This is a genomic window from Lutibacter sp., from assembly GCF_040883305.1.
Classification (GTDB): domain Bacteria; phylum Bacteroidota; class Bacteroidia; order Flavobacteriales; family Flavobacteriaceae; genus Lutibacter.
This window is the reverse complement of record NZ_JBFLKT010000076.1, coordinates 1-14,771: the sequence shown is the minus strand read 5'-3', so window position 1 is coordinate 14,771 and position 14,771 is coordinate 1. Positions and strand designations below refer to the sequence as shown.

The window sequence follows — 14,771 nt, the reverse complement described above, 5'->3', positions numbered from 1 at the left end:
CTGTATTATTTTCAGTAATAATTCCTAACCCAGCTCTTCCGTGTCCTGCTTGTTCGTATGTCATACCAATAGCTCCCATATAAGTTGGGTAGGTATCGCCATAACTTGGATATAGTAAATCAAAAGATTCTTTTGTAAAATAACGCCATCCTTCTTTATCAAAATAACTAGCGTGATTTTTTCCAATTTTAGTTTGAAAATCTCGTTGCCAATCAGTAATAATTTCGTGAAAAGGCTCGGCTGCAGGAGCAAAATAATAAGGACTGTTATAACCCTGTTCGTGAAAATCTACGTGTATATGTGGCATCCATTTATTATAAACTTTTAAACGCTGTTGTGTTTCTATTTGAGTAGCCCAAGCCCAATCTCTGTTTAAATCGAATAAATAATGATTTGGTCTTCCGCCAGGCCAAGGTTCGTTGTGTTCTGTAACATCTGGATTTGTATTAAAAGGCGTACTTTTTGTTTGGTTGTACCAATTAACATACCTATCGCGCCCATCAGGATTTAAGCACGGATCAATAATTACCACCGTATTTTTAAGCCAATCTTGCTTTTCGGTAATTAATTTATACAAGGTTAGCATGGCAGCTTCAGAACTTGAAGCTTCATTTCCGTGTACATTATAACTCAGCCAAACAATACCAATTTCAGAATTAGGCGTGCCTTTTAAAATCCCGGTTCTTTTTAAATTAGCTTCTCTAATACTTTCTAAAGTTGCAATATTTTCTTCAGAAGAAATATACGAAACATATAACGGTCTATGCTCGTTTGTTTCCCCATATTTTTGAAGTTGTACACTTTTTGAAGTTTCACTAACATACAAAAAATAGTCAACAACTTTATGATGGTTCGAAAATCTAGAACCTAATTCATATCCTAAAAATTCGGAAGGAGATTGAATTGTTTGGGCAAAGCCAATTAAAGTAAAAAAAATGATAAAACTAATTGAAAGGCGTACGGTCTTCATAAAATTATAAAAATTAAAGTGCCAAATGTACTTAAATAAACTTAATTATTTAAGTTGATAAGAGAACCAAGAATGTTTTATTTTTACCAAAAAAATTATACCCTTGAAAAAAGCTTATTTTAATTGGAGTACTGGAAAAGATTCAGCATTAGCACTTCACAAGATTTTACTGAATAGCGATTATACTGTTGGAACTTTGATAACCACCGTAAACCAAAAATTTAAAAGAGTTTCTATGCATGGTGTTTCTGAAATATTATTGGAAGAACAGGCAAAACAAATTGGTTTACCCTTATACAAAATATACTTTCCAGAAGATGTTTCAAGGGAAACATATAACAATATTATGAAATCGAATTTAAAAGAAATTATAGCCAAGGGAAATTATAAATTTTCAGTTTTTGGAGACATTTTTTTAGAAGATTTGAAAGCGTTTAGAGAAATTAAATTAGCAGAAATGGGTTTAAAAGGTGTTTTTCCGTTATGGAAAATCAACTCTTTTAAAATTATTGAGGAATTTATTAATTTGGGTTTTAAGGCTATAACGGTTTCTGTAAATGCTAATTTATTAGATAAAAGTTTTGTGGGAAGAATTATAGATAAACAGTTTGTAAAGGATTTGCCGAAGAATATAGATGTTTGTGGTGAAAATGGTGAATTTCATACCTTTGTTTTTGACGGACCAATTTTTAAACAACCAATAGCGTTTAAAATTGGTGAAAAAGTACTAAAAACGTATCCTTCGAATTCATCTGACACTTGGGATTCTAGTTTTTGGTATTGTGATTTAAAACCTATTTAAAATTTAGTTAAATTATTGTTAGATATTTAAAGTAGTATCGACAAACTATTTAATTTGTGTATTTTTATAAAAAAAGTAAATTTTAGATGAATCAAAATCCTAAAAACGAATTATCAGCGTATAATTTTGAAGAACATTGGAATAAGGCATATCAAAAAACTCCAACTACTAGTTTGGGTTGGTACGAAGAGAATCCAACACCTAGTTTAGAGTTAATTGAGGCATGTAATTTACCAAATGATGCTGTAATTTTTAATGCCGGAGCAGGTTCCACTTCTTTAATTAACAGATTGTTAGAAAAGGGGTATAATAATATTATAGTAAATGATATTTCTGAAACTGCTTTGGAAATATTAAAAAATGATTTAACAATTGATAAGGCATCAAACGTTCAATTTATAATTGATGATTTAACAAATTCAACTGCATTATTAAAATTAAAAAACATCGATTTATGGCACGACAGAGCTGTATTACATTTTTTTACCGAAAATTATCAACAAGAAGCCTATTTTAAGTTAATAAATAAAGTTATTAAATTAAATGGTTATATAATTTTGGCTCAGTTTAATTTAAAAGGCGCTGTTAAATGCTGTGGATTAGATATTAGAAATTATAATGAAGAAATGTTGCAAAAAGGTTTAGGAGAAAATTTTAAATTACTAAAATCGTTTGATTATACATATACTCAGCCATCTGAAAACACAAGAGAATATGTTTATACCTTATTTAAAAGAATACACTAAAATTTAATGAAAGTACATCATATTCCATTTCAAGAAACCGGATATTTTTCAAATTTAATAGGTGATTATTTAGATAAAAGTCACAAATTATCTCAATTCTATGGAAACTTTCCAGATTTGGAAGGATTTAGAAAACAACTAGAATTAAAGCAACATTCATTTGAACAAACATCTAGAAATACGTTAGTTAAAGCACTTATTAAGCAGTATAATAGTTTTAATACAAGTAATTTAACTGAAAATAATATAAATTCTTTAGCAAAGCAAAATGCTTTTACAATTACAACAGGACATCAATTAAATATCTTTACAGGTCCGTTGTATTTTTTGTATAAAATAGTTTCAACCATAAATCTAACAAAACAATTAGCAATTCATTTTCCGCAATATAATTTTGTGCCGGTATATTGGATGGCAACAGAAGATCACGATTTTGAAGAAATTAACTACTTTAATTTTAAAGGAAAGAAAGTTGTTTGGGATAGAGAGAGTAGTGGTGCGGTTGGAAGATTAAATACTGAAGGTTTTAACACTGTTTTTAAAGCTTTTTCCGAAGAATTAGGGAATTCGAATAATGCGAACTCAATAAAACAAATGTTTGAGAATGCGTACTTGAAACATACCAATTTAACCGATGCAGCTCGTTATTTGGTAAATGTACTTTTTGGCGAATATGGTTTGGTGATTATTGATGGTGATGATGTTACGCTAAAACAAGAATTTTTACCTGTAGTTAAAGATGAATTATTAAATAACACTTCTTATAATGAGGTCTCTAAAACCAGTGAAAAATTAGCTGAAAATTATAATATTCAGGTAAATCCAAGAGAAATCAATCTTTTTTATTTAAAAGATAATTTAAGAGAACGTATTATATTTGAAAATAATGAATTCATAATAAACAACACCTTACTTGTTTTTTCTGAAGAAGAATTATTGAATGAAGTTACTAATTTTCCTGAACGTTTTAGTCCAAATGTAATTATGCGTCCGCTGTATCAAGAAGCTATTTTACCTAATTTGTGTTATATCGGTGGAGGAGGTGAACTGTCTTATTGGTTTCAGTTAAAAGATTATTTTTCAAAAGTAGATATACCATTTCCAATATTGTTATTACGAAATTCTGCATTGTTAGTTTCTAAAAAACAGTTAGTTAAGTTAAATAAGTTAAAAGTAACATTGCATGAGCTTTTTTATAAGCAAGATGAATTAATTAATAAAAAAGTAACAGAAATTTCAGAGATAAAGATAGATTTTTCAGGACAGAAGGTGTTTCTACAACAACAATTTTTAGAGTTAAAAGAATTGGCAAAACAAACTGATAAATCTTTTATTGGTGCTGTAAATGCACAAGAAAAAAAGCAATTAAATGGACTTAATAATTTAGAAAAAAGATTGTTAAAAGCTCAAAAAAGAAAGCTTTCTGATGTTATTTCTAGAATTGAATCTTTGCAAAATCAGTTATTTCCAAATCAAAGTTTAGAGGAACGCACACGTAATTTTTCAGAAATTTATTTAGAATTAGGTAGAGATTTAATTCCAATGTTACTAGAAGCATTGCAACCTCTAAAATTGGAATTTACAGTACTAGAATATTAAAGCGGTTTAAAAGGGATAATTTTATTTTTAAAACCATATTCCATAGTTGTTACTTTGCTTCCTTTAATTTTAGTAGCTTCTTCTTCATTTAATTCAAAATCTATTTCAGTAAAATATACATTTGTATTTTTTATTTTGTTAGATTCTATAGTGGTGTTATCTGAATTTAATTTAATAGATTCATTGTTAAAATTAAATGCAACTGTACAGCCTGTTCTTTTAATATTTACAGAAGTATCACCTATAATTACAGTTTTAAGATAAGGAAATCCTCCTAGTTCTTCAATATCTGCATACACAATATTAGTCTCATTTTTAGCATATTTTGTACCTCCTTTAAAATCAATTTTTTCTATGATTTCCGAATTTGAAGGAACCTCTTTCGCTTTATTAAATAGTTTAGAAAATGAAAATGCCATATATTATATTTGAGAAATTATTAATTATGAAATGCTTGATTGTGTTCAAGTGGAGTGCCACAAGATTTGCAATCTTCTACTGAACCGGCACCTCCAGTACATCCGTTGGTACAGGTGTAGTGGTAAACGCCAGCAGCATTTTGTGCGGCAGCTGGAGCAGGCGGAGTGATTGTATTAGTTTGTGTTGGAGCAGATGTATTACTCGGAACATTTAAAGGCCCATTTTTCAACAAATCATCGTTATGGAAAGCAACATTATGTGTATATGGAGTATTGCAAGTTGCACAAACTCCTTGAGCATCTGAACCACTATTTTCACATTTATTTAAGCAGATATAATGTTTAACCGCTACTTTGTTGTTTAAGTTTGTATTTTGTTTTGGCTTTTCTTCTTTACAAGAAATTGAAGTAACAAAAATAAGAACTAATAGTAATTTTAATATTTTCATGTGTTTATTTTTTTTAAATGTAAAAAATCAAATATACTAAAAATTAAATTTCTTTGATATTTAACTTACAGTTTCAAATTATATCATTATAAAAAAACTGTCTGAAAAGTAAAATTAACGTTATTCTGAAAAAAATCAGAGAAACAGGTTTTTATAGTTTTCAGACAGCCTAATTAAAATTTTATTTTATAAGTGAATTACTTCACCATAAGCTTCGGCAACGGCCTCCATAACAGCTTCACTCATAGTTGGATGTGGGTGAATTGTTTTTAAAACTTCGTGCCCTGTTGTTTCTAATTTTCTACCTAAAACAGCTTCAGCAATCATATCAGTTACACCAGCACCAATCATATGACAACCTAACCATTCGCCATATTTAGCATCAAAAATAACTTTTACAAAACCATCAGGTGTTCCAGCAGCTTTTGCTTTTCCTGAAGCAGAGAAAGGGAATTTACCAACTTTTAGTTCGTAACCTTGTTCTTTTGCTTGAGCTTCTGTTAAACCAACACTTGCAATTTCAGGTGAAGCATAGGTACATCCAGGAACGTTTCCGTAGTCGATTTTTTCGGTATGTAAACCAGCAATTTTTTCAACACAAGTAATTCCTTCAGCAGAAGCAACGTGCGCCAAAGCTTGACCAGGAACAACATCTCCAATTGCATAATAACCAGGAATATTTGTTTGATAGAAATCGTTTACCAAAATTTTATCACGGTCAACAACAATTCCAACATCTTCTAAACCAATGTTTTCAATATTAGATTTAATTCCAACAGCAGAAAGTAATACATCTGCTTCTAAAATTTCTTCTCCTTTTTTAGTTTTAACAACTGCTTTTACACCTTTACCAGAAGTATCTACAGATTCTACAGAAGAGTTTGTCATTACTTTTACACCAGACTTTTTGAAAGAACGTTCAAATTGTTTTGAAACATCAATATCTTCAACTGGCACTAAATTTGGTAAAAATTCTACAATTGTAACTTCAGTTCCCATGGCATTGTAAAAATGCGCAAATTCAACTCCAATTGCTCCAGAACCAACAACAATCATTTTTTTAGGTTGTGTTGGAAGCGTCATTGCTTGGCGATATCCTATAACTTTTTTACCATCTTGAGGCAAGTTTGGTAATTCTCTAGAGCGAGCACCTGTTGCAATAATTATATGATCTGCACTGTATTCAGTTACTTTACCATCAGCATCTGTTACATCTACTTTTTTTCCAGTTTTAATTTTCCCATAGCCATCAATAACATCAATTTTATTTTTTTTCATTAAAAATTGAACACCTTTACTCATTCCATCAGCTACATTTCTACTACGTTTTACTACGGCTTCAAAATCTTTATCAATTGCTTCAGCTTTTAAACCATATTGATCTACATGCTTTAAATAATCATAAACTTGCGCACTTTTTAATAAAGCTTTTGTTGGGATACATCCCCAATTTAAACAGATTCCACCTAAGTTTTCTTTTTCAACTACAGCAACTTTAAATCCAAGTTGTGAAGCTCTAATGGCTGTAACATATCCTCCTGGGCCACTTCCTATAATAATAATGTCGTATTTCATATTTTGTTTATTTTATCGCTTAAAATGCAAATTTACTATATTTTTATTTCTGTTAAATCGTTAATTGATTATTGTGTTTTTTTACCCTTACATTTTATAAATAAGTGGTTTGGACTACTCTCAACCGCCGTTTAAACTTTTCACATCTCACTTTTTTACATTCTATCAGGAACATTAATTCCTAATAATTTAAATGCTGATTTTATAATTTCTGCAACTTTATTTGAAAGTTGGATTCTAATAATTTTTTCGTTCTGATTTTCACATCCTAAAATTGGAACTGTTTGGTAAAATGAATTGTATATTTTAACCAAATCGTATGTATAATTTGCAATTAATGCAGGACTATGATTTTGGGCTGCATTCTGAATAATTTCAGGAAACAGTTGTATTTGTTTAATTAATTCTCGCTCTTTTGGATCTAAATCAATTGCTGTAATTTCTTTTGAATAATTAAAAGTAGCTTTTCTTAAAATAGATTGTATTCTAGCATACGTATATTGAATAAAAGGACCTGTATTACCAGCAAAATCGACAGATTCTTCGGGGTCAAATAAAATACGTTTTTTAGGATCTACCTTTAAAATGTAATATTTTAAAGCTCCTAAACCTATAGTTTTGTAAAGGTGTTCTTTTTCATCTTCAGAATATCCTTCAAGTTTTCCTAATTCTTGAGATATTGTCCTTGCAGTATTCGTCATTTCCAACATTAAATCATCTGCATCAACCACAGTTCCTTCTCTGGATTTCATTTTTCCACTTGGTAAATCTACCATTCCGTAAGATAAATGATACAGGTTTTTAGCCCAGTCATATCCTAATTTGTCTAAAATAAGAAATAATACTTTAAAATGGTAATCTTGCTCATTTCCAACGGTATAAACCAATTCTTGCAGGTCGAAATCTTTAAAACGCTCAATAGCCGTTCCAATATCTTGTGTCATATAAACGGCAGTTCCATCGGAACGTAATACAATTTTTTCGTCTAAGCCTTCATCGGTTAAATCTATCCATACAGAGCCATCTTCTTTTTTGTAGAAAATTCCTTTTTTCAATCCATCTGTAACTACATCTTTTCCAAGCAAGTAGGTGTTGCTTTCATAATAATTTTTATCAAAATCAACACCTAATTCTTTATAAGTTATATCAAAACCATCATAAACCCACTGGTTCATAGTTTTCCATAAATCAACTACTTCTTTATCTCCAGCTTCCCATTTCAACAACATTTGTTGTGCTTCCAATAAAATAGGTGCTTCTTTTTTAGCATCTTCTGCTGTTTTTCCTTCAGCAATTAGCTGTGTAATTTCTTCTTTATATGCTTTATCAAAAGCAACATAATAATTACCAACCAATTTATCACCTTTTAAACCTGAACTTTCAGGAGTCTCTCCATTTCCAAAACGTTGCCAAGCCAACATACTTTTGCAAATATGAATACCACGATCGTTAATAATTTGAGTTTTATAAACTTGCTTTCCTGAAGCTTTTATAATTTCAGCAACAGAATATCCTAATAAATTATTTCTAATATGACCTAAATGCAGTGGTTTATTTGTGTTTGGAGAAGAATATTCTACCATTACAGCTTTTTCATTTTTATCAGGTGAAATTATACCATAATTGTTAGTTTTATAAATTGTATTAAAAATATTAATAAAGTAAGAATCTGCAATTTCTAAGTTTAAAAAGCCTTTTACAACGTTAAAATCAGCTACTTCTTCTACATTTTCTGTTAAATAAGTTCCAATTTTAGTTCCAATTTCAACTGGGTTTCCTTTAACAAAGCGTAAAAAGGCAAAAACCACTATGGTTATATCACCTTTAAAATCTTTTTTAGTAGCCTGAAATTCAACAGATTGAATATCCGTATTGTAAATTTCTTTAAAAGCCTTTTTAACAGCTATTTCTAAACTATTGTGCATATTTTTTGCTAAATTATTTTGAGGTGCAAAAGTACTAAATTTCAAATTATTTTCACGATTTTATAAAATCAAATTATGTAAGATTGTAATTATATGGTTGCTGAGCTTTTATACTCCGCTCAAGATAAACGATAGAAGAAGCACAGGTTGATAAAATTTAGCTTAATACAGTTTTATAAATTAAAATATTCCAAATAGCTACTTACAGCAATAACATTTATATATTTGCCAAATGGAAGAATTTTTAAAGGAATTACCAAAATTAGCTGAAGAAAAACTTATTGAAAATAAAAAATATTTTCAAAAGTTAAAGAAGCGCACTCCTAAAAATTTAGATGTTGTAATGCAAGAGTTACACGAAAAAGAGTTTGAAAAAACTGATTGTTTAACCTGTGGAAATTGTTGTAAAACTACAAGTCCTATATTTACAAATAAAGATATAGAGCGTATTTCTAAACATTTTAGAATGAAAGTATTGGATTTTACAACCCAATATTTAGAGCGAGATATCGATGATTTTTATGTGTTGAAAACAACACCTTGTTCTTTTTTAGATTTGAACGATAATACGTGTATGATTTATGATGTGCGTCCCAAAGCTTGTGCAGCATACCCACATACAGATAGACGAAAATTTATTCAGATTACAGATCTAACATTAAAAAACACTGAAATATGCCCTGCTGCTTATAATATTGTTGAAGCACTTAAAATAAAACTTCCAAAGTAATAAAAGTCATTTTTAAAATTTAGAAAATTCCAGGTATTCCAGGTAATTGACCTACTAATGCTAAAGAAACTACACAAATTAGAAACATTACTCCAGGAATAATTAGTTTTTCCTTTATTGTTAATGATTTAGATCGTTCTTTATCTCCCGTATATCCCAGATTGTCGAGTAACATTGCCAGTGCCCAACCAAATACAGGATTTACAAACGCACAAGCAAAAATGCAGGTTCCTGCACTTATAGAATCTTTTTGTTTTTTTATCATTTGCATTCCAACTTCTAACAGCGGTAAAAATACTCCAACTATTAAGGCAACTCTTAAAACAGGTTCCCACATAGCCAAATCCATAGGATATCCAAAGATAGAGGCTAGAATACACAATATTGCCGTAAGAATTGCTCCTCCAGGAATAGGTCTTTTTGCAATAGCAGCAGGAATCATATAGGTTCCCCAGGAAGAGGCAATATTTCCACCACCTAATATAGATCCAATAATTTGACGCAAAGAAGCAACAGTCATTGTATCGTCAACATCCATTAATACATTTTCCGTTTTTTTTGGATAATTCATTTCTTGAAAAACACGATGACCTAAAAAATCTGGGGACCACATTGCTACACCTAAAATAGCAAACGGAATTACCGCAATAAAATGTTTAAATTCTGGCCAACCTAATTGCCAACCTGTATTTTCTCCCCACCAATATGTTGGACTAAAATGAGGTAAACCAGGTTCAGTAGAAAATGTAAAATCTGCTCCCATTGTAAAAGCAATAATTCCTGCAATTAAAGAACATAAAGGTATTGCTAGCCAGCGTTTACGAATACGAGCTAAATAAGCATAAATAAATATTGTAATTCCTATTATTAGGATATAGATACCATTTATATCTGCTTCAAAAGACCATAATTTTAACTTTGAAATTTGACTTATTAGCCCAACAGCGCCTAAGAAAATTAGTAATCCGCCTCTCACACCAACTCCAGTAATTGTCATTAGTTTAGAACCTCCTTTTGAAATACTTAATATAATACCGAAAAATCCAATTAAAATACCTAATGCTAAGGGATGTCCTCCTGCTAATGCAATTATCGGAATTAAAGGAATCATAGGTCCATGCGTTCCGGGTAAATTTGCTTTCGGGTTCAGCAATGCTGAAAAAAGGAGCACAAATAATCCACCACCAATAAGTAATTCAAAGCGGACATTTTCTGCAATAAAATCTTGTGAAAGCCCAAATTGAGTAGCAAAAGCAGCTACCATAGCGGTTACCATTACTACTTTCCCGATAGTAGCAGCTATGGCTGGCACAAAATCTTCTAGCTCTATTTTGAAATCTCTGAAAGGAAGGTTTACTCGCCAACGGCGGAATTTCATGATAGTTAATTCGTGCTCAAGATACTCTTCACGACTATCAAACTCTTCTGATTTTTTATGTTGATCTTGATACGAATTGGAATCTTTTTTTTTCATTTAGGTACTTTCAAAAGCATTAAAAAACGCTATTAATGATTGACCGAATGAAATGATTTTTGAAAATAAAAACAAGATTTTCAACACCCAAAGAAGGTCATTTTTATAATGTAACAAAAGTAATATTATTGAAAATATTAAAGAATGACAAAAGTCAAGTATTACAAAAAAAATGCTAGAAGATTTTAGTTAAAGCATTGTAAACAAAAAGGTTGGTTTTTGGGGAAATTGAAGATTCTTGTGTTAAAAAATGGGCTTGTTATTTGTTGAGCAATTAAGTTGTAAAATAACGTATTAAATTTATTGCCCCATTCTTTTTCTTCTGCCGTATTCTTGTAAAATTCGTTTGTTAAAATCGCGTTCAGCTTTTTGTAGTTTTACGATTTGTTGTGCTGAAATAATTTTAGATAGTTCTTTCACCATTTTTATTTTAGTTTCATAAATCTCTTTTTCAAAAACTAAAGATTGGTTAATAATTTCTTGTGCATCGGTTTCTGAAATGTTTTCTACGCCACCTGCTGCTTTAATTTCACGCATTTTACCACCTTCAATTTTAAATTTTAGCTGTTGAAGTTGGTTCGAATATTGGTTATAAACAGGCCAAAATTTTTCAGCTTCTTTTGGTTTTAAAACAATAGCATCTGTAATAAATGCAGTTTTTAAAAGCGTAATTTTTTGTCTATTCATTTTCTGACTAACTACAGAACTTGAAGTAATTATTAGGAGGAATGTTATAAATAGTAATTTTTTCATTTTAATAATGTTTAATTTTCTATAATCAATGTTTCCAAATCATTTTCGTTTAAATAATTTAAAACATCACTATCCGATAATGTAGATATATAATTAGTGTATTCTAAAGTTACTTCTGGAAAAATACTTGCTAAACTTTCAGCATCATAATTAATATTTCCATTTTCAATAAATTCTTCAATTTCTGAAGTTGCTAAAGTTTCAAAAGTGATATTGTTTGAAGTGCTGTTTAACATAAAAATAATTAGAAAAGAAGCAGCAATTGTAATTGGAACCGCATATTTTGAAATATTTTTAAGTGTTCTTACTTTTGAAGTCTCTTCTTTAATTTTATTAAAAACGTTATCTTCCAACGTTTCAAAATAACCTTTGGGAATTGAATTTGTAACTTCTTTTTGAAGAGTTTGCGCTTTAAGTTTTGCAACAACAAGGTCTTCAACCGTTTCAAAATAAGAATCAGGTGTTTTATAAACTGTTTTATCGATGTTTATTTTTAAAGCATTAATTTCTGCAAATACACCATCTTCAACAGTATTAAAATACGCATCAGGTACATTAAAACCATGGTTTTTATATGCTATTTTGCTTTGTGTAGGTGCCATTTTATGTACTCTCTTTTTGTTCATTATTAATAATTAGACTAAGCTAACTCTTTAAGGTTTAATGGTTTTTTAAGAATTCTTCAATTTTTTTAACTGCATGAAAATAGGAGGCCTTTAACGCACCAACTGATGTGTCTAAAATTTCGGACATATCTTTGTATTTCATTTCATCAAAATATTTCATGTTAAATACCAACTGCTGTTTGTGCGGTAATGTAATAATGGCTTTTTGAAGTAAGAGCTGAATTTCATCGCCTGTAAAATCGATATCATTATTTAAATTTTGTACAGTGTTTAATTGTAATTCGCTTAAATCTACTTGTTGTTTTGCAGCTTTTTTATTGATAAATGTAATGGCTTCATTGGTTGCAATGCGATACATCCAAGAATATAATTTACTTTCTTCTTTAAAAGAATGAATGTTTTTAAAAACTTTAATGAAAGTGTTTTGAAGTACATCATCAGCATCATCGTGTATAAAAACAATTTTACGAATATGCCAATATAAACGTTCTTTATATAAAGACATTAATTGTCGAAAAGCTTGTTCTTGAGTTTTTTTATTTTTTAGTTGTGCAACTAATAATGTTTCATTATCCACTTATGAATATTTCTTAATTAGACACTTAAAATTAAGAAAGGTTTAATAGATGACCAAAAATATTATTTTTTTAAAAATCTTCTTCTTGAATAACCGAATAAGCGTTCGCTTTTAATTGTTTCAGCAATTCCTTTTGGAAGCATTTCTTCCCAACCATGAACTCCATTGGCAATCATATCTAATACTTTTTTAGAGAAAACTTCTAATATTTCAGGATCAAAATCTATGATATCAACAACTTTTCCATTGTATTTAAAGAATTTGTACAATTCTTTCATACGTGGGTGCACTTTAAGATTCTCACTAGTTTTAATTTCTCCAGTACGTTGATCTTTAAGTGGGTACAAGTAAACTTTTAAATCTTTAAAGAATAGTTTTCCAAAAGCTTCTAAAATACCACCGCTTAAATTACGGTAATATTTTTCATCAAATATTTGAACAAAACTGTACACACCCATTGCCAAAGCAATTCTTTCTTTTGTAAATTCAGAAAAATATTCAACTAATTTATAATATTCCTGAAAATCTGTAATCATTACATTTTGACCTAATGAACAAAGTAATTCAGCTCTGTCTAAGAAATCTCTTTCATCAATTTCACCTTCAGAACTTAAATTTGTGAGGGTAATTTCAAAAATAATTTTGGCATTTTCCTCTTTAACCTTGCTTTCATTGTAAAACATTTGTTCGGCAAGTTTATACATGTCCATATTTACTTTGGTAACAGGTCTAAAACTACCTCTTAACGCTAAAATATTTGCTCTGTACAACTGTTGTGCGGGTAATAAGTTATTACCATCTGGTCCAAACATCACGGCATTAGTCATACCATTTCTTACTAAAAGTAAGCTCATTAATCTATTATCTACATACGAAAAACGAGGTCCAGAAAAATTAATCATATCAATTTCTAGTTGCACTTTATGTAAATTGTCGTAGAGAGATTTTAATAATTCTTTAGGTTTGTCATTTAAATAAAAAGCCCCATAAATTAAATTAACACCTAAAATACCAAGGGTTTCTTGTTGTAACTTAGCATCTGTTTCTTTAAATCTAACGTGTAATATAATTTCGCTATAATCTTCTAATGGATCTAACTGAAACTTAATACCAACCCAACCATGGCCTTTAAATTTTTTAACAAAATCAATAGTAGTTACAGTATTAGCATACGTAAAAAAAATGTTATCGGGATGTGTTTTCCTGCTTAACCGTTCTTCAATTACTTCAATTTCATAGGTTAGCATTTTTTTTAGACGATTTTCTGTAACATAGCGTCCATCTTCTTCAATTCCATAAATGGCATCAGAAAAATCTTTATCATAAGCACTCATAGCTTTTGCTATTGTACCTGAAGCACCACCTGCTCTAAAAAAATGACGAACAGTTTCTTGTCCAGCTCCAATTTCTGCAAAGGTTCCATAAGTACGTTTATTTAAATTAACTTTTAAAGCTTTTGCCTTGCTGGACTTTACCTCGTTAATTTCTATATCACCTTTTAAAATTAAAGCCATTATCTTTTTTCTTTTTTGCAAAAGTATGAAATAAATTTGGCTCAAAAAAAATAGGGTAACAGTTTAATTGTTACCCTATTTTAATATATTGAAATTATACTTACATATTTTTAAGTTCAGCAACAAGTTTAGTTAATGCAACTTTTGCATCACCAAAAAGCATTGAAGTTTTTTGATTGTAGAATAATTCGTTTTCTATACCTGCATAACCAGGTTTCATACTACGTTTATTAATAATAATATTCTTTGCGTTTTCTACATCTAAAATTGGCATTCCATAAATTGGACTAGAAGGATCGTTATGCGCTGCAGGATTTACTACATCATTTGCACCAACAACAAAAACTACATCAGTACTTTTAAATTCAGGATTTATATCTTCCATTTCAACTAACTTGTCATAATCAACATTAGTTTCCGCTAATAGAACATTCATATGACCCGGCATACGACCAGCAACTGGATGAATGGCATATTTTACATCTATACCTTTGCTTATAAGTAATTGTTCTAATTCGTGAATAATATGTTGTGCTTGTGCAACTGCTAAACCATAACCAGGAACAATAATTACTTTGTTAGAGTAGTTCATTAAAATGGCAACATCACTTG

At 29.8% G+C, this 14,771-nt stretch carries 15 protein-coding genes; 4 read left to right on the top strand and 11 right to left on the bottom strand.

Going from position 1 to position 14,771, the window contains the following annotated elements:
- Positions 1–970 (bottom strand): M14 family metallopeptidase (locus AB1Z17_RS02400; RefSeq protein WP_368050194.1); only part of this gene is annotated, 970 nt, incomplete at its 3' end.
- 103 nt (positions 971–1,073) lie between these two features.
- Here AB1Z17_RS02400 and AB1Z17_RS02395 point away from each other — a divergent pair.
- From AB1Z17_RS02395 to bshC, 3 genes are all read left to right on the top strand, one after another.
- Positions 1,074–1,772 (top strand): diphthine--ammonia ligase, encoded by a 699-nt coding sequence (locus tag AB1Z17_RS02395; RefSeq protein WP_368050193.1) that lies wholly within the window; start codon positions 1,074–1,076, stop codon positions 1,770–1,772.
- Between the two features lie 86 nt (positions 1,773–1,858).
- Complete coding sequence (locus AB1Z17_RS02390; RefSeq protein ID WP_368050192.1) at positions 1,859–2,518, top strand: methyltransferase domain-containing protein; 660 nt, start codon at positions 1,859–1,861, stop codon at positions 2,516–2,518.
- A 6-nt stretch (positions 2,519–2,524) separates the two neighbouring features.
- Complete coding sequence (gene bshC, locus AB1Z17_RS02385) at positions 2,525–4,117, top strand: bacillithiol biosynthesis cysteine-adding enzyme BshC (RefSeq protein WP_368050191.1); 1,593 nt, start codon at positions 2,525–2,527, stop codon at positions 4,115–4,117.
- Here the strand turns inward: bshC and AB1Z17_RS02380 are convergent.
- The 4 genes from AB1Z17_RS02380 to argS all read right to left on the bottom strand — a co-directional run bounded on the left by AB1Z17_RS02380 (position 4,114) and on the right by argS (position 8,485).
- On the bottom strand, positions 4,114–4,536 hold the full coding sequence (locus AB1Z17_RS02380; protein ID WP_368050190.1) for a hypothetical protein: 423 nt from the start codon (positions 4,534–4,536) through the stop codon (positions 4,114–4,116). The two genes, bshC and AB1Z17_RS02380, sit on opposite strands and share 4 nt — an antisense overlap.
- A gap of 20 nt (positions 4,537–4,556) precedes the next feature.
- Positions 4,557–4,985: a hypothetical protein gene (locus AB1Z17_RS02375; protein ID WP_368050189.1), complete on the bottom strand. Its 429-nt coding sequence runs from the start codon at positions 4,983–4,985 to the stop codon at positions 4,557–4,559.
- Positions 4,986–5,171: 186 nt separating this feature from the next.
- Positions 5,172–6,560 (bottom strand): dihydrolipoyl dehydrogenase, encoded by a 1,389-nt coding sequence (gene lpdA / locus AB1Z17_RS02370; protein WP_368050187.1) that lies wholly within the window; start codon positions 6,558–6,560, stop codon positions 5,172–5,174.
- A gap of 155 nt (positions 6,561–6,715) precedes the next feature.
- A complete protein-coding gene (gene argS, locus AB1Z17_RS02365; RefSeq protein WP_368050195.1) occupies positions 6,716–8,485 on the bottom strand; it encodes an arginine--tRNA ligase in 1,770 nt (589 codons plus the stop codon).
- 232 nt (positions 8,486–8,717) lie between these two features.
- On the opposite strand from argS, the gene AB1Z17_RS02360 reads away from it, so the two are divergent.
- Entirely contained in the window at positions 8,718–9,215 is a 498-nt protein-coding gene (locus tag AB1Z17_RS02360; protein WP_368050186.1) for a YkgJ family cysteine cluster protein, read from the top strand.
- Positions 9,216–9,234: 19 nt separating this feature from the next.
- On the opposite strand, the gene AB1Z17_RS02355 is transcribed toward AB1Z17_RS02360, so the two are convergent.
- The 6 genes from AB1Z17_RS02355 to AB1Z17_RS02330 form a co-directional block, all read right to left on the bottom strand.
- A complete protein-coding gene (locus AB1Z17_RS02355) occupies positions 9,235–10,689 on the bottom strand; it encodes a DUF3360 family protein (protein WP_368050185.1) in 1,455 nt (484 codons plus the stop codon).
- A 300-nt stretch (positions 10,690–10,989) separates the two neighbouring features.
- Complete coding sequence (locus AB1Z17_RS02350; RefSeq protein WP_368050184.1) at positions 10,990–11,442, bottom strand: hypothetical protein; 453 nt, start codon at positions 11,440–11,442, stop codon at positions 10,990–10,992.
- A gap of 11 nt (positions 11,443–11,453) precedes the next feature.
- Complete coding sequence (locus AB1Z17_RS02345) at positions 11,454–12,044, bottom strand: hypothetical protein (protein ID WP_368050183.1); 591 nt, start codon at positions 12,042–12,044, stop codon at positions 11,454–11,456.
- 58 nt (positions 12,045–12,102) lie between these two features.
- Positions 12,103–12,645 (bottom strand): RNA polymerase sigma factor, encoded by a 543-nt coding sequence (locus AB1Z17_RS02340; RefSeq protein ID WP_368050182.1) that lies wholly within the window; start codon positions 12,643–12,645, stop codon positions 12,103–12,105.
- A 62-nt stretch (positions 12,646–12,707) separates the two neighbouring features.
- Positions 12,708–14,159, bottom strand: a complete 1,452-nt coding sequence (locus AB1Z17_RS02335; protein WP_368050181.1) for a TonB-dependent receptor — start codon at positions 14,157–14,159, stop codon at positions 12,708–12,710.
- A 100-nt stretch (positions 14,160–14,259) separates the two neighbouring features.
- Positions 14,260–14,771, bottom strand: a 512-nt coding sequence (locus tag AB1Z17_RS02330) for an NAD(P)(+) transhydrogenase (Re/Si-specific) subunit beta (protein WP_368050180.1), incomplete at its 5' end; no start/stop codon positions are given.